The sequence below is a fragment of the [Scytonema hofmanni] UTEX 2349 genome (assembly GCF_000582685.1).
Taxonomy (GTDB): Bacteria; Cyanobacteriota; Cyanobacteriia; order Cyanobacteriales; family Nostocaceae; genus Hassallia; species Hassallia hofmanni.
Genome location: NZ_KK073768.1, coordinates 2120317 through 2144626 on the forward strand (window position 1 = coordinate 2120317; position 24310 = coordinate 2144626).

At 42.0% G+C, this 24310-nt stretch carries 17 protein-coding genes; 7 read left to right on the plus strand and 10 right to left on the minus strand.

Annotated features, from left to right (window positions below):
- Positions 1 to 159: 159 nt before the first annotated feature.
- The 3 genes from TOL9009_RS0114560 (at position 160) to TOL9009_RS39180 (ending at position 6471) form a co-directional block, all read left to right on the plus strand.
- Positions 160 to 1788 carry a ferredoxin--nitrite reductase gene (locus TOL9009_RS0114560; RefSeq protein WP_029633456.1) on the plus strand — a complete coding sequence of 543 codons (1629 nt, stop codon included), beginning with the start codon at positions 160 to 162 and terminating at the stop codon, positions 1786 to 1788.
- A 218-nt stretch (positions 1789 to 2006) separates the two neighbouring features.
- Positions 2007 to 3509, plus strand: a complete 1503-nt coding sequence (locus TOL9009_RS0114565; protein ID WP_029633457.1) for a NarK family nitrate/nitrite MFS transporter — start codon at positions 2007 to 2009, stop codon at positions 3507 to 3509.
- A gap of 649 nt (positions 3510 to 4158) precedes the next feature.
- Positions 4159 to 6471, plus strand: a complete 2313-nt coding sequence (locus tag TOL9009_RS39180; protein WP_038296353.1) for a molybdopterin oxidoreductase family protein — start codon at positions 4159 to 4161, stop codon at positions 6469 to 6471.
- Positions 6472 to 6525: 54 nt separating this feature from the next.
- Here the strand turns inward: TOL9009_RS39180 and TOL9009_RS0114575 are convergent, their stop codons facing one another.
- Both TOL9009_RS0114575 and TOL9009_RS43485 read right to left on the minus strand, forming a co-directional pair.
- On the minus strand, positions 6526 to 7377 hold the full coding sequence (locus tag TOL9009_RS0114575) for a sulfurtransferase (protein ID WP_038296355.1): 852 nt from the start codon (positions 7375 to 7377) through the stop codon (positions 6526 to 6528).
- Positions 7374 to 7799, minus strand: coding sequence for a DUF6220 domain-containing protein (locus tag TOL9009_RS43485; RefSeq protein ID WP_072022139.1), 426 nt, complete (start codon positions 7797 to 7799; stop codon positions 7374 to 7376). The genes TOL9009_RS0114575 and TOL9009_RS43485 overlap by 4 nt, the downstream gene beginning before the upstream one ends.
- A 123-nt stretch (positions 7800 to 7922) precedes the next feature.
- Here TOL9009_RS43485 and TOL9009_RS0114585 point away from each other — a divergent pair, with 123 nt between their 5' ends.
- From TOL9009_RS0114585 to TOL9009_RS0114595, 3 genes are all read left to right on the plus strand, one after another.
- Positions 7923 to 8612, plus strand: a complete 690-nt coding sequence (locus tag TOL9009_RS0114585) for a helix-turn-helix transcriptional regulator (RefSeq protein WP_029633459.1) — start codon at positions 7923 to 7925, stop codon at positions 8610 to 8612.
- Between the two features lie 71 nt (positions 8613 to 8683).
- Positions 8684 to 9142, plus strand: coding sequence for a phosphate-starvation-inducible PsiE family protein (locus TOL9009_RS0114590; RefSeq protein WP_029633460.1), 459 nt, complete (start codon positions 8684 to 8686; stop codon positions 9140 to 9142).
- A 17-nt stretch (positions 9143 to 9159) separates the two neighbouring features.
- Positions 9160 to 9624 (plus strand): nitrate reductase associated protein, encoded by a 465-nt coding sequence (locus tag TOL9009_RS0114595; protein ID WP_029633461.1) that lies wholly within the window; start codon positions 9160 to 9162, stop codon positions 9622 to 9624.
- Here TOL9009_RS0114595 and TOL9009_RS39185 read toward each other — a convergent pair.
- From TOL9009_RS39185 to TOL9009_RS0114610, 3 genes are read right to left on the minus strand one after another with little or no spacing between them, the layout of a single operon-like run.
- On the minus strand, positions 9604 to 10671 hold the full coding sequence (locus TOL9009_RS39185; protein ID WP_084763217.1) for a diguanylate cyclase domain-containing protein: 1068 nt from the start codon (positions 10669 to 10671) through the stop codon (positions 9604 to 9606). The two genes, TOL9009_RS0114595 and TOL9009_RS39185, sit on opposite strands and share 21 nt — an antisense overlap.
- A complete protein-coding gene (locus TOL9009_RS39190) occupies positions 10664 to 12589 on the minus strand; it encodes a PAS domain-containing protein (protein ID WP_029633462.1) in 1926 nt (641 codons plus the stop codon). Before TOL9009_RS39190 ends, TOL9009_RS39185 begins: the two co-directional genes overlap by 8 nt.
- Before the next feature lie 7 nt (positions 12590 to 12596).
- Positions 12597 to 13151: a CHASE domain-containing protein gene (locus tag TOL9009_RS0114610; protein WP_029633463.1), complete on the minus strand. Its 555-nt coding sequence runs from the start codon at positions 13149 to 13151 to the stop codon at positions 12597 to 12599.
- A gap of 663 nt (positions 13152 to 13814) precedes the next feature.
- Here TOL9009_RS0114610 and TOL9009_RS0114615 point away from each other — a divergent pair.
- Positions 13815 to 15188 carry a PrsW family glutamic-type intramembrane protease gene (locus TOL9009_RS0114615; protein WP_029633464.1) on the plus strand — a complete coding sequence of 458 codons (1374 nt, stop codon included), beginning with the start codon at positions 13815 to 13817 and terminating at the stop codon, positions 15186 to 15188.
- A gap of 343 nt (positions 15189 to 15531) precedes the next feature.
- On the opposite strand, the gene TOL9009_RS0114620 is transcribed toward TOL9009_RS0114615, so the two are convergent.
- The 5 genes from TOL9009_RS0114620 to ndhM form a co-directional block, all read right to left on the minus strand.
- Positions 15532 to 16179: a hypothetical protein gene (locus TOL9009_RS0114620; RefSeq protein ID WP_029633465.1), complete on the minus strand. Its 648-nt coding sequence runs from the start codon at positions 16177 to 16179 to the stop codon at positions 15532 to 15534.
- A gap of 237 nt (positions 16180 to 16416) precedes the next feature.
- On the minus strand, positions 16417 to 18000 hold the full coding sequence (locus TOL9009_RS0114625; protein WP_029633466.1) for a CHAT domain-containing protein: 1584 nt from the start codon (positions 17998 to 18000) through the stop codon (positions 16417 to 16419).
- A gap of 139 nt (positions 18001 to 18139) precedes the next feature.
- Positions 18140 to 20509, minus strand: coding sequence for a PP2C family serine/threonine-protein phosphatase (locus TOL9009_RS39195; RefSeq protein ID WP_051502901.1), 2370 nt, complete (start codon positions 20507 to 20509; stop codon positions 18140 to 18142).
- An 807-nt stretch (positions 20510 to 21316) separates the two neighbouring features.
- Positions 21317 to 22654, minus strand: a complete 1338-nt coding sequence (locus TOL9009_RS0114640) for an esterase-like activity of phytase family protein (protein WP_242055727.1) — start codon at positions 22652 to 22654, stop codon at positions 21317 to 21319.
- 186 nt (positions 22655 to 22840) lie between these two features.
- Entirely contained in the window at positions 22841 to 23194 is a 354-nt protein-coding gene (ndhM, locus tag TOL9009_RS0114645) for an NAD(P)H-quinone oxidoreductase subunit M (protein ID WP_029633469.1), read from the minus strand.
- Between the last annotated feature and the right edge of the window lie 1116 nt (positions 23195 to 24310).

The following is a 24310-nucleotide window of genomic DNA, read 5'->3' on the forward strand; positions in this document are numbered from 1 at the left end:
CTATTTTCACATTCATGCAACCTTAATCTTAGAAACAAGCAAATCGTTACAAGTCTGGTAAAACTCACTAAATAGAGCTGACTTAAAAAATCGTAAATTCACAACCCGATAAAACTACATTCAGATATTCAAACGCGAACTAGCAACAAAGCAACGGAAATGACAGACACAGCAACTACCATACCCAGCTTAAACAAGTTCGAGAAATTCAAAGCAGAAAAAGATGGACTCGCTGTAAAGGCAGAAATCGAAAAATTTGCCTCCTTGGGTTGGGAAGCAATGGACGAATGCGATCGCGACCATCGGCTAAAATGGTTGGGTGTGTTTTTTCGCCCAGTCACTCCCGGCAAGTTTATGATGCGGTTGCGGATGCCTAACGGTATTCTGACTTCTCATCAAATGCGTGTGTTAGCTGAAGTAGTGCAGCGTTACGGCGAAGACGGCTACGCTGACATCACTACTAGACAGAATATCCAATTACGGGGCATCCGCATTCAAGATTTACCAGATATCTTTAATAAATTTGAGGCTGTTGGCTTAACCAGTGTACAGTCAGGAATGGACAACGTTCGCAACATTACAGGCGATCCCGTAGCTGGATTAGATGCTTCGGAGTTGTTTGATACGCGAGAGTTGGTACAGCAAATTCAAGATATGATTACCAACAATGGCGTTGGTAACTCAGAGTTTAGCAACCTGCCGCGCAAGTTTAATATAGCCATCACCGGTGGACGTGATAACTCAGTTCATGCGGAAATTAACGATTTGGCTTTTGTCCCTGCTTTTAAGGAAGGAGGACAAGGGGGACAAAGAGGACATGGGGAAAAGGACGAAACTGCTTCCTTGTCCTCCCCCTCTTCCTTGTCCCCTATCTTTGGCTTCAATGTCCTGGTTGGTGGCTTTTTCTCTGCCAAACGGTGTGATGCAGCGATTCCCTTAAATGCTTGGGTGCCCCCAGAAGATGTAGTTGCTGTATGTAGAGCGATTTTGGAAGTTTTTCGCGATCGCGGTTTACGCGCAAATCGCCAAAAATCGCGCTTAATGTGGCTAATTGACGAATGGGGTTTAGATAAATTCCGCTCAGAAGTCGAAAACCGTTTGGGTAAGTCATTAATCAGCGCAGCAGCGAAAGACGAAATCGACTGGGAAAAACGCGACCACATTGGCGTATACAAACAAAAGCAACCCGGATTAAACTACGTAGGGTTAAACATTCCCGTTGGTCGATTCTTTGCCGATGATATGTTTGAAATCGCCCGACTTGCGGAAGTTTACGGCAGCAATGAAATTAGGCTGACGGTTGAACAAAACGTGATTATCCCCAATATTGCTGATACAAGATTGGCAACATTTTTAACAGAGAGATTGTTAGAAAGATTTAGAATTGAGCCTGGTTCGTTAATGCGATCGCTAGTTTCTTGTACAGGCGCCCAATTTTGTAACTTTGCCCTAATTGAAACCAAAAACCGCGCTTTGGCAATGATTAAAACATTGGAAAGCGAGTTAACATTCACTCAGACTGTACGCATTCACTGGACAGGTTGTCCTAACTCCTGCGGACAGCCCCAAGTTGCAGACATCGGCTTAATGGGAACTAAAGTACGCAAAAATGGCAAAACTTTAGAAGGAGTTGACATTTATATGGGTGGCAAAGTTGGTAAAGACGCACATTTAGGAACTTGTGTCACGAAAAGCATACCCTGCGAAGATTTGCAGCCAGTATTACGCCAACTGCTAATAGAAAACTTCGGCGCACGCGCAAAAGAAGAGTTAGTGGTTATTAGTTAGGGGATAGGGGATAGTGGTTAGTCGATAGTGGCTAGGGGATAGTGGTTAATAGAACAACCATCAACCAACAACTATCAACTATCAACTATCAACTATCAACTAACAACTATCAACTAACAACTAACAACTAACAACTATCAACCAACATCTTAGGGCAATTACATAATTGTCCACAGATTTTTCTACGCAATTATTCAATTTTTACTTAGGAAAACTCAATGCTCAAAGGTTTACTTTCATTAACCGGTCGCTACCGCATCTTACATCAGACTTGGTTTGCCTTCTTTCTCACTTTCGTTTGTTGGTTTAACTTTGCTCCCTTTGCGACAACTATTGGTAAACAATTACAATTAGCACCCGAACAAATTAAAACTTTGGGCATCTGCAACTTAGCGCTGACAATTCCAGCGCGGATTATTATTGGGATGCTCTTGGATCGTTATGGTCCGAGAAAAACTTACTCAATGCTGCTAATTTTTTCAGTGGTTCCCTGTATGGCTACAGCGCTGTCACAAAACTTCAACCAATTAGTTATCAGTCGCTTGTTGATGGGAATTGTCGGTGCTGGGTTTGTCGTCGGTATCCGCATGGTGGCAGAATGGTTTCCCCCGAAAGATATCGGTATAGCTCAAGGGGTTTATGGTGGTTGGGGCAACTTTGGGGCATTTGGGGCTGAATTTGCCTTACCGATGATTGCGGTTGCGGCTAGCTTTATGACTGGTGGTGCTTCTAACTGGCGTTTGGCGATCGCTCTCACAGGTATAATTGCAGCAATTTACGGTGTAATTTATTTCAACACCGTTCAAGATACCCCTCCTGGCAAAACTTACAATCGTCCTAAGAAAAATGGTTCTTTAGAAGTAACCAGTGTCAAAAGTTTCTGGGCGATGATTATCTCAAACTTTGGTTTGATTTTCGCTTTAGGTTTATTAGCTTGGCGTTTGGAACAAAAGAACATTCATTTCTTAAATCTCAGCCAAATGTATTTGGTTTGGGTTGCGTTACTCGGATTATTTGCTTATCAAAGTTACCAAGCTTATAAAGTCAACCGGGAACTATTAACTGGCAGAAAAATTTATGCTCCATCCGAACGCTATCAATTTGGTCAAGTAGCTTTACTCGAATTCACATACATAACTAACTTTGGTTCTGAACTTGCAGCGGTTTCCATGCTGCCGGCATTTTTTGAAAAGACCTTTGGTTTAGAGCATGTAGTAGCGGGGATGATTGCTTCTATCTATCCCTTCATGAACTTAATTTCTCGTCCTACCGGTGGCTTAATTTCTGATAAATTTGGATCTCGCAAATGGACAATGACAATTATTTCTGCTGGGATTGGTGTCAGTTATTTGATGGCACATTTTATTAACAAAAACTGGTCTCTTCCACTAGCGATCGCTGTTACTATATTAGCCGCATACTTTGCCCAAGCTGGCTGCGGTGCAACCTACGGTATCGTACCTTTAATTAAGAAAGAAGCCACAGGTCAAATTGCTGGTAATGTCGGCGCTTACGGTAATTTCGGCGGTGTGGTTTATCTCACAATCTTCAGCTTAACTGATGCACCGACTCTCTTTAGCACAATGGGTATAGCTGCAATGATCTGCGCCTTTATGTGTGCCTTCTTCCTCAAAGAACCGAAAGGCTCTTTCGCTGGTGCTTACGAAGATGAATCACTAGAAAATACAACCCAAAAAGCTCCTATCTTAGCCGAAGAATAAGATTTAAATAGGTTTGGATTACTACTAATAAACTTCTCAAAATCACATCTGAGATACACACACAAAATGAACCTGTGTGTCTCTTCAATTTAAGGAAAAAATCCCATTTATGTAGAGACGTAGCAATGCTACGTCTCTGCGAAGATTTGGGGCTTAACTGAATGATATTGGTTTATTAGCAAAAAGTATCACAAAACACTTTTTCTTTGTCACAATTGATATTAGATTAAGTAAAAATGCTATCAGGAAAATTTCCGAAAGTTTTTCCAAGCAAATTTGAGAAAACTTCTTAACACAAACTATCAGATTTTTCAGCATTGTATAACCGTGGGATGAATCGTAGAGACGTTCCGGCGGAACGTCTTTACAATACGTTCAATTTTTGACATATATGACAAAATCATCCCGAAAATATGCAATGCCGGCAGCTTATAGCGATTTCCACATTCATGAAATACAGAATATTGAATTAACCGCAGATGAAGATAGATAAACGCCGATGGACGCAGATAAATTTGTACCTCAGCAGACTAGGAAACGCTATAAACATTTTTAAGTGCAGCGAATTTCATATATTCGCTCTTAAATTAAGTCTTTACAAAACTTATTGTTAAAAATTTAAATAATTGGTTGATACGGTATAAACGCCATGACTGAAATTACCAAAACCGTCTGTCCTTACTGTGGTGTAGGCTGTGGACTAGAAGTCTCCCCCCCAGCGCAACATGGCAAACCGACAAATCGAGATAGCCAAGGAACTCCAATTTGGCGAGTGCGGGGGGATAAAGCACATCCATCAAGTCAAGGTATGGTGTGTGTCAAAGGCGCAACCATCACCGAATCTTTAGATAAAAATAGATTACGCTATCCAATGGTACGAAACTCCTTAGAAGAGGAATTTCGCCGCGCAACTTGGGATGAAGTTTTTAATCTTATCACCCAGCGCATTCAAACTGTGCGCTTTACTCAAGGAGTAGAAGCTTTATGTATGTATGGTTCCGGTCAGTTTCAAACTGAGGACTACTACATCGCTCAGAAACTGATGAAAGGCTGTTTGGGTACTAACAACTTTGATGCCAACTCTCGTTTATGCATGTCCAGCGCTGTAGCTGGCTATATTCAAAGCTTTGGCGCAGATGGTCCCCCGTGCTGCTACGATGACTTAGAGTTAACTGACTGTGCCTTTTTAATTGGCACGAATACGGCTGAATGTCACCCGATCATTTTCAACCGATTGGAGAAATACCACAAAAAGAATCGCAAAGTGAAAATGATTGTGGTCGATCCCCGACAGACACCAACCGCAGAAGCCGCAGATTTACATTTAGCGATTCGTCCCGGTACAGATATCGACTTGATGAACGGGATGGCTCACTTGTTAATGCGCTGGAATTACATCGATCCCGCGTTTATTGAAGATTGTACCAGCAACTTCCCCGCATACGCTGAGGTGATTCGCCATTATTCCCCTGATGTTGTAGCTCATCGCTGCGGTATCAGCGTTGAAGATTTAGAAACAGCAGCTCGCTACTGGGGTCAATCACAGCGGGTTTTGTCGATGTGGTCAATGGGTGTAAATCAATCATCGGAAGGTACTGCAAAAGTTAGAACCATCATTAATTTGCACTTAATGACCGGACAAATTGGTAAACCTGGATCTGGACCATTTTCCTTGACCGGTCAGCCAAACGCGATGGGAGGACGCGAAGCGGGAGGTTTATCACATCTGTTACCCGGTTATCGCACGGTGAAAAATGCCCAGCAGCGAGGGGAAGTTGAGGAATTTTGGGGACTGAAGCCGGGGCAAATTTCCCCAAATCCCGGTTTGTCGGTGTGGGATATGATTACTGAGTTAGAAAATGGTAATGTTGGTTTACTGTGGATTGCGGCGACTAATCCGGCTGTGAGTATGCCAGATTTAGAGCGGACAAAAAAAGCGTTATTGCGATCGCCTTTTACAATCTATCAAGATGCCTATTATCCCACAGAAACCGCTGCTTACGCTCACGTCCTCTTACCAGCAGCACAATGGGGTGAAAAAACTGGGGTGATGACAAACTCCGAACGAGTAGTCACCTTATGTCAAGCATTCCGCACACCACCAGGGGAAGCGAAAGCAGATTGGGAAATTTTTGCTGAAGTTGGGCGTCGCTTAGGTTTTAAGAAAGAATTTGATTTTACAAACTCGGCTGAGGTATATGCTGAGTTTGTCAAACTGACTTGCGATCGCCCCTGCGATATGACAGGTATGAGTCACGAGCAATTACAAGCGGAAGGTGCGACTCAATGGCCCCATCCAGAAAAGAAACCTGAACCGATATATATCGATTCTGATACTGGTGTTATCGGTTTTGAAGAAAATACAGACGCGATTAATCGCGTCTCTACAAATACAGACGCGATTAATGGCGTCTCTACAACTTTAAATTCCAAAAGACTTTACACCGATTTGCATTTTCACACTCCTGATGGACGCGCTCGATTTGGTGCATATCATTCGCGAGGATTAGCAGAACCACCCGATCCTGATTATCCCTTTGTCTTGACAAATGGGCGACTTTATGGACATTGGCACACTCAAACGCGCACCGGTCGCATTGAAAAAATTCGCTTGATGCATCCGGAACCATTTATTGAGATTCATCCTCGTGATGCGGCAAAGTTGAATATTACAGATAATCAGTGGGTGGAAGTGCGATCGCGTCGGGGAAAATCCAAGTTTCCTGCTAAAATTACCAGAGCGATCGCACCCGGTACAGTCTTTGTCCCCATGCATTGGGGTACACTGTGGGCAGAGAATTCTGAAGCAAACGCTCTCACACATCCAGAATCTTGTCCCGACTCACTCCAACCAGAATTAAAAGCTTGTGCGGTACAACTAACGCCAATTACCAGACAGGAGGGGGAAAGGGGAAAGGAAAAAAGGGTAAAGGGAGAAGAAGTTATAAAGATGCACGCATAAAACTTTTATTGATTCTTTTCCCTTATACGGGTTTAAAGCCCCTACAGAATCCTGTCAAGTTTCAACGGGTGCATCAGGTAATCTGCTCCACTCATTCCAAGAACCATCGTAATTACGTACATTCTCGTAGCCCAGCAAATACTTTAAGACAAACCAAGTATTCGAGGAGCGTGCCCCAACTGCACAGTAGGTTATCACTTCCTTATTAGGAGTGATGCCCTTACTGTTGTATAAAGCATACAGTTCTTCGGCTGATTTAAACGTATCATCTTCGTTCAAAGCTGATTCATAAAAAAGATGAACTGCACTCGGAATGTGACCGGCACGCTCAGTTTTTTCTGGTGGCTTCATCATAAATAATTCGCCGCAATACTCTTGGGCTGTGCGTACATCCAGTAAAATCGAGTCTGTGTTAATTGCTGCTTTTACCTGCTCTGGCAGCGCTCGGATACTTGTATCTAAATTCTTTAGTGTATATACTGTTGGCGTGATTGTGGGAATTTCAGTAGAGACAGGGCGTTTTTCAGCAAGCCATTTTTTGCCACCACCATTCATTACCCGTACATCGTTATGCCCGAATACTTTTAGAAACCAAAAGGCACAATGGGCACCAGCATTATGGTTGCTATAAATAATGATGGTTGTATCATTTGCAATACCTGAGCGTGTAAGCAGTTCTAAAAATGCCGAAGAATCGAAATTGAAACGGTAATCGGGTTGCATGATGGTGGTCAATGCGTTCCAGAAGATGGCACCTGGAATATGACCAGAGTTATAAGCTGTGATATCTATATCCGCTTCAATAACACGCACTTTGGGATGGCACGGAGTGCCCGCTGCGCGATCGCTTAAATGTTCAGCAACCCATTGAGTATCTACGAGAACTTCAGGATGAGCGTAATTCATGATAATGACTCCTTATTTGATGGAAACACCGTTTGCCGCACCCGATGAACTAGAGTTGTGGAAACAGAGAATAGCGTAAAGCCGATAAGTGGGTGGAATACTGCGGCATGAAAAGGCGAATTTAAGTGAATTGTGATAAATTGCAGTCCCAGTAGTACTGCAATACTAGCTGTCAGGCTTTGTACTCGTCGGGGAAACGAAATCAAGAACACCCATAAAAGCAGAATCACTGTCAGTCCGCTGTATCCCCGTACTAACCAAACATGGATGTTCCACCACTCCGGGTTGTGAAAGAATGCGAGTCCTACGGTCAACACTTGGGCAATCAGGCAGAGATTGAAAAGCGTGGCTACCCAGTAAAAGCCAATTTGAAACTTGCGTACAGATGGCTGCACGCTATCAGAGTTAAAATCTATGGTCATGATTGATGATTCTTGGGGAAAATTAGGACTAAGCCTAATGTTTCCGTCGCAACAAAATCTATACTAAGAACAAAAGCGCGATCGCGGCTAGTCCTCGAACGAGTACTCTTAGCAGCAGTAATGATGACAAATTCGTTGCAGTCTTTATTTGAAGCAATAGCTGATGCTAGTGATGAGCAAGAATTACGACTGCACATCATGGTTAAAATCAGTGACTATTTTGTTGCCCAACGTCGGAAGCTTTTTTTATTTCATGAGCTTCCCTCTACCGAAACAAATATTCCGCGCATGATGAAATTGGCTTTATCTTTGGAACATAATCCAGTCTTGCGCTACATAGTTGAGCATCATGCTCCAGTTCATGAAGAATTGTTATTACCTTCTGGTATTTGGAAGACTATATGCTCGCGCTTTGACCACGGACATGTGATGGCTGGACCAATTGTCAGTAATGGTCGTCTTGTTGGTGGAGTTGGCTTTACTCGTGTTCGAGGTTCTTCTGCTTTTAATGTTCACAATATTGCCGATTTAAGTGCGCTTTGCCTACATTTATCAACCAAGTTAGCAACATTATGGTCGCAACAAATAGAATTGAATTCTTTGGCAATTAATCGCTTAACCCAGCGTGAAATAGAAATTGCCGAATTGGTAGCACAAGGACTAACAAATGCTGAAATCGGGACAGCACTTTGGATTACAGAAAATTCTGTTAAGCAAGCTTTAAAACGGATATTTCGGAAGATTGAAGTTTCATCTCGTGCTGAGTTGGTAGCGCGGCTTTTTTCAAACGCAAAACTTTTGAAATCAAAGTAATCGCCATGAAAAGCCCAGAGAAGGATATAACATTAGCATAGAGTTTTTATTTAACAGGGGGGGTGCAGTAGATGCGGAGGCTATTTAAGCGAATTGTAGACTCTACCAAAGATGATAAATTTCTCCACCACATTGAAAGCATAGAAGTGCTGGTTTCCAAAGTTTTATCTGTAGCGATGGTGGTGGTAATTTTAGTCGCCATTTTTGACTTAGGAGTTCTTCTTGTTAAAGAACTTTTTAGTACTCCATATGGTGAAATAAACAGAACATTATTTAAAATATTTGGTTTATTTTTAAATATTTTAATTGCTTTAGAAATATTAGAAAACATCACAGCTTATCTGAAAAAACACGTTGTTCAAGTGGAGTTGGTTATTGTAACTTCTTTGATTGCTGTATCTCGGAAAATTATTCTACTGGATTTAGAAAAAACCGATGGAGTTGAAGTGATTGGCTTGGCAATTGCCATTTTCGCTTTATCAATAAGTTATTGGATTATTCGTTACAGCAATTCCAAAACAAATTCTTAAATCATCGTTGAAATATTATGGCAGTATTTTTTAAATTTGAAGCAGATTTTGTTGAATCTCTACGTTGCATTCCCATGCAAGTGCGCTACAAACTCGATACTTGTGGTATTAAGCTGAAATTATCCGATTGGAGCCACATGACGCAAGTTGAGCGTGAAGCTTTAGTAGAATTACCTTGCACCACAGAAAGCGAAATTCAAGCTTATCGCGAGTATCTTGAGAATTTGATTTTACAACGTAGCGGCACACCACCGACAACATTATTTATCGAACCTCATCCCCCGTGGATGGATGCTAATAATGTCCCAGATAGCCTTCAGAAAAAACTTCAAGAAATAGGTACAAGCATCACACCTCAACAATGGGCAGATTTAACTGAGTTGCAGCGGTTCTCTCTGCTGAAACTCAGTCGTCCAGGACATGAAAATGAAAATTTCCCGAAAGCGATCGCAGAATTTAATTTAGATACTGGATGCAAATAAATAAACGTAACTATGTCCCCAGCGAATGAAGCCTACTCCTTGAGAAAGCTCCAAGGGTAGGGGAACCAAGCAATCCCCTTCTGTTTTGCGATCGCTTGCTGCCAACTTCCCTTGAGAGAGAGCTTTCTCTGTTGTGGAAATCAACTGATTTACAGAGAATTCCGAACTGGGAATAACACTTGTTATACCTAAGCTGAAGCTGACGAATTCATCGATTTTTGAATGGCGATCGCCGATGTCAATCGCTTTCACAGCAGACACAATGGCATCTGCCATCTGCAAAGCTGCTTCGGCTTGAGTATTCGGTAAAATCATCGCGAATTGTGCATCACCAAAGCGGGCTACCAAATCCGCTCCACGCAGCTTGCAGCTACTTATAGTATCAGCGATTTGGCGCAGGTATTCATCTCTAACCTGATGCTCGTTTTCAGCCTTGTTAAAGCTAACGTTTATCAAAATTAAAGATAAAGATAATTGATATTTTTGTAAACGGCTCCATTGACGCTCTAAATATTCATTAAAGTAGTAACGATTAGTAATTTTAGTCAGACTATCCATAGAGGAGAGGCTTTGTAACTTTCGATTAGCAGCTTCTACCTGTACTGTTAGCATACATTCTCGTTGAATCTTTTGTTGAAGTTCCCCCACTGCCCACCTTGATGTCAGCAAGCGATTGACTCGCTGACCGAGTACACTCCAATCGATTGGTTTTGTGATATAGTCTGTTGCCCCTGCTTCTAAAGCTCGGTTAACAGACTGTTGATCGTCAAGAGCAGTAATCATTAAAATTGGCGGACAATTATCACCTAGAAGCGTTTGCATCTGAGTACAACAACTAAAGCCGTCCAAACCTGGCATCATCGCATCTAACAAAATTAAATCTGGCAGATGCTCTTGACAAATATCTAAACAATGTTGACCGTTACACGCTTCGGTAACTCGATATCCTTCCTTCTCCATAGCTCGATGCAGCAACAATCGCAAGGCTCTCTCATCATCGACAACAAGCACTAAAGGTGAGTTATTTTGAAAATCGCAATTAATCATTTTGCCTATTGGGATGTTGTAATACTAAAGCGGCTTCTACCCTTTGATACTCTGTTTCGAGTTGAGGAACTACTCTGCCGTCCCTGAGCATTTGATGATAGGCATCTATTATGTGTTCAATATCGTCAGGGTGAAGCGTTCGTTGCCACTCCATGCCTAACATTTCTTCCGGTTCGTAGCCTGTAATGCGAGCGTAGGCTCGGTTAACAGCTATGTAACGTCCCTGGGGATCGATTTTTGAAATCCCTGCTACTGCGTTTTCCAAGGCAGCACTAATTTCCCGCAGTTCTACTTCGGCTTGTTTGCGATCGGTAATATCTTCAACCATGTATGACAGTCGTGGCTGTCCACCAGTGCGGCTTTCAATAGGGCAAACGGTTACAGATAGCCACTTTTGACCGTTACGAGTCGCGTGTGGATACTCAAATTTTACCGGAGTTTGAGTTTGCATCGCCTCCCGGTAGCGACCAATCCAGAGTTTCAAGTGCGATGGCGTTACTCCCAAATCAGTGGCAAACTGATTCTTTAATGCCTCTGGGGTAGTACCAAAAAACTGTGCAGAGGTGAGATTATCTGAGAGATGCCGAACATCGTTGTCATGTAACTCGACAATACCCATCATCATTGCACCACTATTGAAAAAGCTGCGGAGAGTGGATTCACTTTCTAATAAAAACTGTTCTGACGCTTTGCGATCGGTAATTTCGACAACAACCATTCCAATTCCCATCGGCTGCCTGGTTCCAGATTTAATCGGAAAGTAAGAAGCTAACCAAGTTCGCTCTACACCTGGGAATTTGGCAGTTTCTCCACGCACTTCAAAATCGAGAACAGATTCCCCAGTAGTCAAAACGTGCTGGAATACTTGCTCCTGCTGGGATGCCAAATCAGGGACAATTTCCCGTGGTGTTTTGCCGAAATGCTCTGCTGCGGGAATTCCATTAATTTCTGCCAATGCTTCATTGACCACCAGAAAATGCAATTGACTATCGAGCAAAGTAATACCAACAGGCGCACTAGTAATAAATGCGTTCAGTAGCTCATGTTGTTGAGCCAGTTCTTTCTCAAGGGCTTTGCGATCGCTGATGTCAGTGCCAATACCCAGAAATCCGGTCAGCTTACCTGTCTGGTCATACAGTGCAGTCACTGATAACAAAACTGGAAAGCGAGAACCATCTTTAGCAATGTATGTCCATTCTTGCTCATCAATTTGTCCCAGCTGTGCCTTGGCAACAAAAACCTCAAACCCTGGTGTAATTTGGCAATTGAGTTCTTGCGATAGTTCTGCGGCTCGTTGCACAACTTCATCTGGTTTGTGAAGGATGGCAGGAGTTGTTTTGCTAATCACTTCAGCAGCAGTATATCCTAACCAACGTTCAGCCGCCGCATTAAAGGTGCAAATTGTGCCATTTGTGTCAGTGGAAATAATGGTGTAGTTGGCACTATCCAGGATGGCTTGCTGGAATGTCATAGCTGACTGTAGATTAATCTTTGTTTGCTGAAGTTCAGATATTTTGAGATCGAGTTGCTGGTTGATGAACTCAATACGACGACTATGCCATCTAGCAGCTTTAGCAAAATACAGAGTCAACGCTAAAGACCAGGCAATGAAAAGTCCTCCAATCAGAATAAGAGTTGGAAGGAGCCATCGCTTTTGCTTTAACAAAGCTGAACTAGGGAGAATCTGAACTTGCCAATTAATGCCATGCAGATTAATATTTCGCGTCTGTATCCAAGTGGAAGCCTCTAGAGACGCAGATCCATCTCTGTAAATTAGTTCATCTCCATCAAGAATTGTAATCTCATAATGTTGGGTAATTTGTTCTGGGAGGATGCGATCAAGAAGTGATTGTATTTGGAAAACTCCTACAAGGTAGCCATCGAAACGTTCCCCAATATACAAAGGAATAAATACCAAAAAGCCCTTACCACCCTGTTTTAGTTCTAGGTAGGGTGCGAGTTAAGGTTGTTTGCCTTGTATTGCGAGCAGTTAAGAGGGTAGTTCGACGTTCAGCACTCTGGCTAAGATCCAGATTGAGTGTAGCCTCATTACCTTTGAGAGGAGCAATCCAACGGACATGAGCAGTAGAATCAACCCACTGGATCGCCTGATATCCTTTGAGATCCTTCAAATAATTGGCTGCATCAATTTCCCATATTGACCGAAGAGTACCTCCACTGGCTTCCCACCGTCTTGCCATCCGTTCTAAGGCAGGAATGCGGGTGTTAAGTCGGCTGCTTAAGTCAGTTTTGACAGCAGTCGCTTCCTGAGCAATTAAAAGGTTAATCTCATTTTGCTGATATATCAGTAAACTCTGCCAGAGCAACAAAACCACAATTGAAATGACAATGCCAATGGCAACAGGGAGCGATCGCCCAATATTCTGGTGAGTAAAAAGCTGATAAAGGCGGTTTTGGCTGGTTTGTGGAAAAATGAATCTAAAAAGTTTAAACCAACGATATAAGTAACGTTTTCTCACTGTTCCCCATTTTGTTACACTGTGGTTTAGTTTTCCCTAAAAGATTGATTAAAGCATAATTTATTTAAGAGGATGTTTTATAAGAAAGTTCACGCATCCAGGTTTTTAGAATGTTGAGTGTTAACAAAAAAGCTAGAAAATTAGTGACACTGCGTAAGCCCTGTATTTATTCGCCTCTCCCCTGCGTGTAGTCCCGACATAAGCCTTTCTAAAGGAACTTACGTAGATGTCTCGGCTGATGAGGCAATATAGCGGTTTGGACTTGTATGCAATACAGATAGTAGAGACGTTGCGCTACAACGTCTCTACTACAAAAAATTTTAAACTTTTTATATTTTTAAATACAATTAATCTTGGTAAAGACTACTAATATTTTATTAATTAGGATAAATTTAATCTTTAATAAGGTGCTTGAAAGCAGATAAACTATGAGCTATAACTTTATACAGCTTAGGAAAAAGAATGCACTTCTACACCTTAGATAGCCAGAATCCTTACCTGTCAGGGATAATACTATCTTAAATTCTGATTTATAAATTTCTAATTGTTTAACAGTAAGTGAGGCTATATTGTATTTAGCAATGCTGCTGTTGATGTGGCTACGGTTAAGTCCTGCTGCTGTGATAATTTAAGCGAATTAATTGAGAAACGAATTCTAACTCAATGACAGGGAAAAACGCAAGACATAATGCTTTTCTGCGGCTAGTGTCTGGTAATGAAGCAGCTTTTGGGTCGGCATCTCGCTACTCGCTCCTTGCCAGTAAAGACGCGGTAATTGGACGCGATCCCAATTGCCAAGTTATGTTCGATGCCATGAACTATCGGATGGTATCGCGTCGTCATGCGGTGGTTCGTCCCCTCTCATCATCCGCAGATGCTAGATTTAGCTGGGTAATTTCTGATTTAAATAGTGCTAATGGCACTTATTTAAATGGAAAACGCTTGCAAGGTACTCAGGAATTGCAACCAGGCGATCGCATAACTTTAGGTTATGATGGTCCAGAATTACTGTTTGAATACGAACTCATCCCCCAAGCAACGGTGATGTCGCAACCTGCTTCTAAACCGTTACCACCAGCAGCGACTCCTCTCCAGTCGATCCAAAAAGTAGACTCTGTAAGCTTCACTCAACTGTTTCCGATTATTTCGACTGGCAAAGATTTAACTCGTAAAGCATACCTGATACCGGGAATGCTGACAGTAGTATTTGTAGTACTAATGTTTGCCACAGTAGGTCATCCCCAAGCCAATCAAGTTATTGTCGCCACTTACATCGCTTTTGCGGCTTACTATTTTGTCTATCAGCTTTGCGGCAAACAAAAGCCTTGGTGGGTGCTATTAGCTTCAGCATTAACGACTACGCTGATTTTACGCAGTCCTTTGTTAGATATATTTATCTTCGTATTTCGCGGTATCTTACCTGGTAACTTGCCTTCTGGTGGAGATACTCCCACCTTCACAGAGTTACTGGTACGTTACTTTTTTGGCGCCGGTTTGATGGAGGAATTACTGAAGGCGCTACCAGTATTGGGTGCCTATGCGATCGCCAGAGTACTACCCTCGCCTTTACGCGAACGTGTTGGCGTTTGGGAACCTCTAGATGGCATCCTTCTAGGAACTGCTTCTGCCGTAGGTTTCACACTATTAGAAACTTTGGGACAGTATGTACCTTCGATTACTCAAAATGCGACAGTACAATCGGGGATAGCGGCTGGTCAACTGGTAGGATTGCAACTGTTAATTCCTCGCATTTTAGGGTCTGTTGCCGGACACATGGCTTATAGCGGGTATCTAGGGTATTTTATCGGGTTAGCTGTTCTCAAGCCCCGCAGAAGTTGGCAGATTTTGCCTGTTGGTTATCTTAGCGCTTCAGCACTCCACGCTTTGTGGAACGCAACAGGATCAATCAATGCCTTACTTTTGGTGGTGGTTGGGGTGTTGTCTTACGCCTTTTTGATGGCAGCAATTCTCAAAGCACGGGTATTATCTCCAACGCGATCGCAAAATTTTGCTACCCGCTTTATCGAACCAAAATGAGAGATGGGGGTCAAGGGTCAAGGGTCAAGACTTTTTAGACTGTTGACTTTTGACTGTTGACTTACATTTATTGAACTTCAATTATCTTTTATGTCTTTGGGTAGATGACGCTTATCTAACGTCTATCTTATGGTTGTGATAACGTAGGCGATCTATACTTTGAAAAAATAATTAAAGATTGTGAGAATGGCATATAAGGCGTAAAAATAACGCAGGCATTCAGACAAAAACTACAAGTCTTACTACCTTGTCCCTTATTACACTAGCAACATAAATGCTCTTTGTGCTGCACTGCTGCTTTCCCACATCAAAGAAATCAAACCAGATACATAGAATTCTCAATTTAGGTTTCTGATTGAAGATTATCTAATTGGGTGAAGGCATAGTGAGCGATCGCTAAACTAACTTTTGCTTGTTCGATTTGAGATAAAGCTGTCCATTCTCGATTGTTGATGTTACTAATTGTAGATTCTGCATTTTGCGCTTCCAAGCCTCGCATGGCATAAGCGTAAGGACGCGCTAGAACTAAAAGGTCTTCTGTTTCCCAACTTGGTAGTACACTCTGAACACACTCAACCAATAATTGATCGCCAATTGATCGGCTGCTGTTTAACATTTCTGATGCTTTTTGAGCGATCGCATTTAGCCAACTTTGGGGTACACTGGCAGCAAAAGCCGAATGTAAAGTTTTTTGAAGATTATCTAAAGTAAGATTAATTGTATTACATTTGTAGTGTGAGCATTCAGAAATTTCTGACCAAAGCGTGTCAAGTTTTCCATAAAAAATTTGGGAATTACTGGTCAGTTCTTCATCTGTTAAATCTTGAGCGAACTGTTCTTCTAGTTCTCTAAAATACATTTCTGACTCTTCGTCAGCAGGATTCCAGGGATAAGTAGCATCTTCCGGCTCCAGGAGAGATGACAACAATTCTAAATCGAATTGAGAGGGTAAGGGATGGAAAGTGTCTGAAGCGTTTATATTTTTAGCCATTTTTCGTCTCCGATTGATTATTTACCACTATTGACAGCTACAGTTGGAAGAATCCGATTTCCGCAAAATAAATTTGATTTACTTGAAACAGATATATTTTTTTTTCCGAAAAGTTATATTGACATAAATTGTATTTTCTTTTATCAGGCATCTTCATAAATTAATTATGCAAGGTAATAATTCTTGTTCCAGTCCCCAGTCCCCAGTCCCCAGTCCCTAGTCCCCAGTCCCCAGTCCCTAGTCCTCAGAATCTTCAATAATAAACTGCCATATTTCACCTTTAGGACTACCAAACTTTAACTGCATTCCCGATTTTAAGGGTACTTCCTGACGGAGGATTTGTTGCCAACTGTTTGCCGCTAAAAACCAGGTAGTTCCGTAAGTGGACAAATCTTGCAGGGAATAAGTCCGGATGGGAGTAGCACCGCTGAGATTATTTCGGCATAAAATTTCTGCGTGCCGTTTAGAAACAGATCCTTCTGGGATGACAATATCATTATCTTTCGTGCGACCGATACGGGTAACACCACTTCGTAAAAACCAGGTTACACCTCCTGTTTGCGATCGCAAAGAAGCAGTCGGATCTGAGGAAGTTATACTGGGGATAGCCGTTTCCGGCAGTTCGGTAATTCCTTCATCAAAGCTCTTAATCAGTTCGCCATTAAAATTGGGATGTAAATAGAGAACTGGTAAAGTCCAAGCGGGTTGATTGAACTTATAGATTGTTAATAAATGTTGCCTTGCTTCTGCTACAGCTTCATCAATTGGTAAACGTTTTCGCAAAGCTTGAGCAAAAGCTTGAATAAAACTTAAACTTTCATCATCGCGAATTTGATCGCGCATTGCCAAAACTGCCGGCACACCATGACGAATCAGCACTTCTGCCAAACTACTAGAAGGTATAGCTTGGCGATTTACGCCATCTGGTTGTGCTCCCCAACAGGAATTAAAAACCGCTAAGTTTACGTTATTCCGAGTCAAGACTTGCGCTAATTCTATGCCATTAAGTGCCATATCCGGTTGCAAAAACAGTAAACCTCCATCTGGGGCTGGCAGACCATGACCGGCATAAAATAAAACATTATATTCTCTGCTTTCTAGCTCTTGAATCAACTGTTGTCGAGTTGGTTGCAAAAGTGTAGTCACCGTACATGGCGCATATCCTTGAGAATGATTACCGACTACAGGACTATCGCAAAGAGTTTTTTTGAGAATAGCAGCTTCTTTTTCCAGTTGGAGTTTCTCGTCATATCCCAAAACCAGCAGAATATTTAAAGCTGGATCAGTTCGCAAATACGGCAGAGGATCTACTTCTGTGGTTGTGCGACTAAATAACACTTGTTTACTAAGTGAAATTGCGGGTTGACCAGCTTCTCGCTGCATAATTTCCCAAGGTAGGGCGATGAGGTCTGGGTCGCGAATTTCCAATCGCAACCGCAAAGGTGTATGCTCACCCATAGCCATACCTTGACTACGTTCTAGACTACCGAGAATAGCTTTGTCAAATACCCAACGCCACAAACTTATTCCCAAGTATTGCATCAGACGACTAGTGTAAGGACCAGGGGTCTGACCATTCGGCGGTGAAACCAAGTCCATAGTTTGTGGATTGGTAGGTGGAGGAGTTGAGCCTGGAGGAAGATCCAAGCGACCATGACCAGCAAACATTTCTTGCCACTCAATCCATGCTTGAGTTAGGTGTGGAGACCATACACAGTCATGGTGAGCATAACCACTTGGATAGGGTGCGTTGACTACCCAAATGGCGAAGTTGTCGGTGCCGATATTGAGACGGGCGATCGCCAGGTTCAGGAATGGCATGGATTCATCAAACTAAAAGGTTTAATCAAATAATTTCCAATAATCATGTTACAAAGCATAAATTTCTGCCTTGCTGATTTTTTCCTTTATTATTATTTTAGGTTTTTTTTGGTTTATCGATTCTTTTACTTCGTTGATGCTACCTTTGGGGTAGATCATCATCATCAGGTGAGGGTGCAACTATAGACGGAGCCACAGGTTGGTTAACAGAGTCAGGTGCAGCTTTACTATCAGCTTGACATTGACCGGATTGCCTCGGTGCGGAAATCAAGGGATTTAAGCCCTGAAGTTGGGAGAATTGAATCCATACATTTTCCCCTTTTTTGACCAAAAGTTTAGAAGCGGTGGTGGTGGATTTGGTGTTAGATGATTTTTTTATTGTTTGTTCAGTGTTATTATTCGGTTGAGCCTTGTTACCAACTGAACAGACTCGCAGATGCACTAGAGAGTCTTCCTCTTGAGGAATTGGTTTCTCGATAACTTGCAGAATACTACCTGCTGGTGCTGTGACTGCTAAATTTGGGGCAGATTTATTTTTACTCTTTTTACTCAGAGTTATTTCTCTATCGCTGGTAATCTCAGAACCAACATCTAAATCAGAAAGCGATAGTTGTTTCTCAGGTGGAGTGGTAACACTCGGATTTGTAGGTTGCACCTGAGTTGGAAGAGTGCGAAAATTTGCAGTTATTGATTGCGATCGCCACCATTCCGTCACCCAGTAGCTGAATAACCCGGCTCCCGTAACCAATAATAAGATAATTCCCAACTGTAGCGGCACTTTCAACCGTCTCGCTGGCTTAGTTTCGGGAATTACTTGCGTTTTTTGATTGGGAGTGCTGGAAGCAGCGCTTTGAATTACTGTGGGCGCGTAATCAGAAGTTTTAATTAGGGAAGGTTCAGGAATGACTGCTGTCAACTTTGATTTTGGTTCCGAGTATTTGACTTGACAATGTACTAAAGCTATGGTTACATTATCATGTCCATTTTTGGTGTTAGCAATTTCAATTAACCGATTAGCGACTTTGACAACATCTGTTTCACCAGTAAGAATCGGCAAGATTTCCGTTTCCCAGTATTCATCAACTCGGTCAAAATCGCTTAAACCATCAGAACACAGCAGGAAAATCGAATCTTCGTCCAGGATAAACCGCTGTGCCGTAGGATGCAATGAAAGACTGGGACTCATACCTAAAGCCTGCACTAAAGAACCAGAGGAACTTTGTTGCACAGCCTCACGGTAAATAGCATAGCCTAGCCGCACTTCACGGGAGGCGACATCATCATCAAGGGTAACTTGATAACAGCCGTGGCGTGTAATCCAGTAGGCGCGGCTATCACCAACGTGGGTAATATACATTTCATGGGCAATAGGCAACGCCATCACCAGAGTTGTACCCATACGCTGGCGTCCTTGGCGATTTTCGCTGTCGTTACGCTGACTAATTTGATCGTTGGCAACGGCTGCTGCGTTTTCTAAGTCTGTGAGCAGATTTGCCGCTACTATATGGTCGGGGGGAAGTTTGCTCAGATGCTGTACTTGCTGCTGAATCGTTTCAATTGCTAAATGTGATGCGACATTACCACCTTCGTGTCCGCCGATACCATCACAGACAATAGCTAAAGCTGTGGAGTTAGGGGGTTTGCTTAAAAGAGTTCCTGCGGGAGGATAACATGCATCTTCGTTGCGTTGGCGGCTGGGACCTGTTTCGGTTTTGGTGATAATCTTAATCGTAGGTTTTTGTGTTTTGCCTACGTCTGCCAGTCCTTTATCTAAAACTTCTATTAAATGTTCAGAGGAGTTTATTTCTCCTTGAATCAAAGAATGACAAATTTGATTTACTAATTGGGCGATCGCACTTTTTGCCTTGATGCATAACTGCTGCCAAAATTTACCCAATTCAGGTAACTCTGGTGTTGTTGAATCTACACGCAATTCCAACAAACGCACTAACGATCCTTCTACCCGTAATAAATGAGGATCGAGTAAGCTAGAGGCGACACCCTCACTCGCTAAAGGTTGCCAAAGTTGAGCGATTTGCCACAGCCAATTGAGTTGCCGCATTGATGTGGCATGACTCCAAGCAGTAATTAAATCGTTGTAGAGTTGTACTTGGTTGGTGCTGTTATTGGTGAAAAGTGGCGGTTTTTCTATAAGTAATATTTCCCGCACTTGCTGCTTCGAAGCTAGCTGTAGCACTCCATAAACCTGCGGAACATGTAAGCGGTAGGGAATTAGTCGCAGATAAGGTCTGATTGACTGGAAATTTTCTAACCCTGGAGTGTCATGTGCAAAAGCGGGTTTAGTATCTAAAAGAACTGATTCATTGATGACTAAATAGCGATCGGCTAATGTTTCTCCGGAGTTACCCACACTTTCCCCATCTCCCACCACCCACAAGTAACGCTTCGGTAAGGGTGTGCGACATTGCTGACAAAACTTATGGGTTAAGGGGTTGGGCGCCTGACAAAGTTCATTTGGGCAATATAGCGTTGCCGCGTCATTTTCCATAATTTTCGCACCGATCAGCGATTAGCAATTTCCAAAAACAGCAGTGACAGCGGCAGACCGCTCATGTTTAACTTGACTTATCTAATGATAGAATCATCGGAACGCCAGCGCGGCAGCCAGCAGGTGCTAATACTTATTTATCAACTTTATCAGCTTTCCCAACTAACATACTCAATAGTAAACCCTACAGCCCAATCATAGCTTCTCTGCTCTGTTACTCTTTGTCACTAAAGCATCTATTACTCCAGACCTGTTACCAAATCATAACCCCCACCAGAACATCCAGTTTGCTTTTGATGAATTATTTCATCAGCAATAGGCAGATAATCTGGTATTTTTATAGTTTATAAGTAGGTTGACATAAATTAACCTTAATTAAGCCTAAAGATAACGAATTGTTAGGCACTAATTGCTACTGGCTTCATGCTCATGACAATAAGTGCGGATGCGACGCTCAAAAATTGGATTTATTACCACTTACATTACTTGCGCCTAGCAGATTGGCACATTGAATTCAATCAAACTGTAATCAAAATTAATAAAATTCTGTTGAAGATAGAAATCTTGCGCTCAAGGCTAGAAAATAAGATAGGACTAAAGCTGCGTGTCAATTTTCTCACTCATAAAAATATAAATAATTTATCTGCATTTTCAAATACTTACAGAAAATTTTAGATTTAGGAGGTACATGCGTAAAACCCCTCTCCTTGTAGAGACGTAGCATTGCTACGTCTCTACGTGTATTTCATAACGCAATCTGCTGCAATAACTGTATTTTTTCCCAAAATTTCTTAATTAAACTTAATCTTATTGACTTTTAACTAAATTTAAGGGTTTATCTAGCCTAATTTTGATGAATTCAGTATTATCGGCTTGCGCTGGATAACGACCAATGCTATCAGCATAATTGTTATCGTTGATTACCAGCAATGTTCTGGCATCTATAGGCAAAACGTTTTCGATTGTCACAAAAGGAAATGTAAATATACCATTTTTGCTAAGGTTTCCAGCAATACCTTTGGGGTCGAATATTTTCAGCAAATCTACTAGTAATTCTTTTTTGAGAAAACCCTGTTTATCTAGATTGGTGATATTAATTTTATAAAGGCGTTTGAATTGAGCAGGTGTTTTAAAAGCTGGATTATTAGGGTCGCCTTGGTTATTATCGCGTTCGATGACAATAAATTCGTTGTCGTTAATCGCAGTCAAATCACCTATTGCGTAATCGGGGTTTTCTAACTTATAGGAAAAAACTTTACCTGTGTACTGTTTGGTTGCTAAATCAAATTCATTAATTAACAACCGCGATCGCGTCTCCAGAGTCAAAGCCCTAGATTGCACTTGTTCATCCTTTAATGCCCCTTCTAGCATAGCGTAAAGCTTTGTGCCGCTACTATTCAGCGCCAAGCCTTCAAACCCCTTAGAACCACCAAGATTAGCGGCAGCAGTTCGGGCAGTATCATCAGGTAAATTGGCTAATTCTGGATTATCTGGAGATTTTACAAAATTTAACTTACCGATCGCTACAAAGTTAGGCAAAGGAATCGGGGAATCCAGCAATTCACCATCTTTTCCTACGTGTAGTAAAAATGGACCAAACTCATCTCCTACCCAGAAAGTGCCATCACTGACTCGACGAAAAGATTCTGTATCAAAATCTCCTCCTGTCAGCAAGCGATTTTTCGCTATTCCGCGACTGACGGGAATGTTACTACTTGGATAAACTTTCTGTGAAGCGATTATGGGGAAGTTAACTAAATTTCTTTTATCATTTAGTTCTAAAAAACTTTTGCGGTTAAAGCTTTTAAGTCTTTCACCAGTTTGGAAATTAACTGCGAAAACTTGACCCGTAGTAAAATCCGGTTCTAGTGCGTAAATACGCAGCACGTTGTCAGGTGAATTCGCTTTTGAACCGAAACCGTTATCGGAAATTACTAGATAAGTACCGACTTTTTGTCCTGGTATGACAGCGGAAAATCCCTGCACGGGTTGTGCATTGATAAAGGGAACGGTGCGATTTGTCTTCTTTAATTGACCTGTGGTTGAACCAGGAGCAAAAGTATCGGCTGGTAAAACTGCACGTCCTACCAATTCTGCGGCTAGTGCTGGAGAGTTGAGTAACAGTGACAAAATAAGAGCAGGCATAAAAATGAGCCTGCTTGTGAAAAATTTAGTCATATAGTCAAGGGTTAAGGGTCAAAAAGAAGGGTGTGGGGTGTGGGGTGTGGGGTGTAGGGAACACAGCATTGGTCGGAGTTCAATCTCCTGGCATGAGCCGTCTTCCCCACACCCTACCCCCAACACCCCACACCCTTCTTTGTGACTACTTTGTTAGTTTTCTACAGCGACTTGGGGAAGACCCATGCTGTAGTTAGTGACGCGGGCAGTGAGATTGTAGCTGATTTCGCCTTTTTGTAGAAGCGATCGCATATAATGCTCTAAATCTGACCCTATGCGGCGCAAGTTATAGTCTGTAAGGTCTGCACCACTAGATCCTTCGACCAATTCATCAAACTTGCGATAAATTTTTTGCAGCGCATCTTCGTTCCAGTTAAATTCGTTGTCTGGGTCTACATCTAACGTTAAGACCTGATTGCTAGGAACCAGTTCGCCATGAGAGTCAATTTCTCCGGCAAAAATGCGGATATGCCGGGTTGTTGACTTGAGCAGCATCGGGTTGTCCATAAAACGGTGTAAGATTTTGGTTGATTACACTGAAATTATTGTAAACGCTCTTTCTTCTCTTGAATGTCTTCTTGTGATTATCATTTAAGGCGCACCTTACTTCCTTTATGGGTGGTAATCATGCCTATAAACCTTGCGGAGCGTTAATCATGAGGTTCTACCATTTATTGAGGGAAGCTAATGCATGATAGAAAGAAAAAGTCAATGCTTAAAGCTGAAGGAAAAACAGACTCCTAAAATCAAGAACAGATGTACCTTAATAAAGAGGAAAATAAATTTTATTCCTCATTCCTGTCTGGGGAACCCCAAATTTGCCGTAGCGGTCTGCTAATCAAAGCTAAAAAGTTTATGCCCCTTTTGGCGTTCGTCAGCCGCTTTAGTCATGCCACAGTGAGGCACTCAACACAGAATAATTGGATTGGTGTGTATGTCATCCCGAAAAAAAATTTTATCTCTAATAATTTTTCTTATAAATGCCTCATCTAATTTCTTATGAAAAAATCGCACATGTAGTAATTTTACGGAATTATGCTATAACCGCCTCAGGCTCTAATGAAATAGAGAAAAAACCTGACTTTTGCGTAAGTGTAACCACTAGTTTTCTAGTCAAATGTAGAACTGTTATTGACGTAAAGATAAAGTTGATGTAAAAAGCTTTAAAAAGGTCAGGCAACTTCTTACAGAAACTTTATTGTATAGAATCTTAAAAACTGAATAATAGTTATGGCTTACTATAAAGCGCAGATGGCACAGTCGTGGCGAAAATCTAGATATCAAAAGTCTAGCTAGAAAAAAACAAGCAGGAGAGTGCAATGGAATACAAATGTTGTCAGGAACCCTAGCCTCAAGGCATAGGGCTTGCATGAGAACTCATCAAGCCATTCTGACCAGCCTAAGTCTTAACTGACTACGTTTTTTGAGTCACGACACCGGAGAATGCGTTCGCGTAAGCGTGTCGCAAGACAAGCTAGTTTTCCGCTCTGTCACTTGTGATTAAACAGTTCTAAGGTCACTGGAACAGTGTTACAAGTTTAAAAAGCTCTTAAAACATTGGCGAAGCTAACTTTACCCCGAAAGGGAGGTTCCGTAAGGAACAAAACCGTTATGCGTACAGGG

Bases quoted from the DNA above. Each gene is read 5' to 3' on its own strand.
- ndhM (WP_029633469.1), bottom strand. From the start codon at position 23,194: ATGGACAACCCGATGCTGCTCAAGTCAACAACCCGGCATATCCGCATT.
- TOL9009_RS0114575 (WP_038296355.1), bottom strand. From the start codon at position 7,377: ATGAATTACGCTCATCCTGAAGTTCTCGTAGATACTCAATGGGTTGCT.
- TOL9009_RS0114560 (WP_029633456.1), top strand. From the start codon at position 160: ATGACAGACACAGCAACTACCATACCCAGCTTAAACAAGTTCGAGAAA.
- TOL9009_RS0114640 (WP_242055727.1), bottom strand. From the start codon at position 22,654: ATGCCTGCTCTTATTTTGTCACTGTTACTCAACTCTCCAGCACTAGCC.
- TOL9009_RS0114585 (WP_029633459.1), top strand. From the start codon at position 7,923: ATGACAAATTCGTTGCAGTCTTTATTTGAAGCAATAGCTGATGCTAGT.
- TOL9009_RS0114590 (WP_029633460.1), top strand. From the start codon at position 8,684: ATGCGGAGGCTATTTAAGCGAATTGTAGACTCTACCAAAGATGATAAA.
- TOL9009_RS0114625 (WP_029633466.1), bottom strand. From the start codon at position 18,000: ATGCCATTCCTGAACCTGGCGATCGCCCGTCTCAATATCGGCACCGAC.
- TOL9009_RS0114615 (WP_029633464.1), top strand. From the start codon at position 13,815: ATGACAGGGAAAAACGCAAGACATAATGCTTTTCTGCGGCTAGTGTCT.
- TOL9009_RS39185 (WP_084763217.1), bottom strand. From the start codon at position 10,671: ATGATTAATTGCGATTTTCAAAATAACTCACCTTTAGTGCTTGTTGTC.
- TOL9009_RS0114595 (WP_029633461.1), top strand. From the start codon at position 9,160: ATGGCAGTATTTTTTAAATTTGAAGCAGATTTTGTTGAATCTCTACGT.
- TOL9009_RS39180 (WP_038296353.1), top strand. From the start codon at position 4,159: ATGACTGAAATTACCAAAACCGTCTGTCCTTACTGTGGTGTAGGCTGT.
- TOL9009_RS0114620 (WP_029633465.1), bottom strand. From the start codon at position 16,179: ATGGCTAAAAATATAAACGCTTCAGACACTTTCCATCCCTTACCCTCT.
- TOL9009_RS0114565 (WP_029633457.1), top strand. From the start codon at position 2,007: ATGCTCAAAGGTTTACTTTCATTAACCGGTCGCTACCGCATCTTACAT.
- TOL9009_RS43485 (WP_072022139.1), bottom strand. From the start codon at position 7,799: ATGACCATAGATTTTAACTCTGATAGCGTGCAGCCATCTGTACGCAAG.
- TOL9009_RS39195 (WP_051502901.1), bottom strand. From the start codon at position 20,509: ATGGAAAATGACGCGGCAACGCTATATTGCCCAAATGAACTTTGTCAG.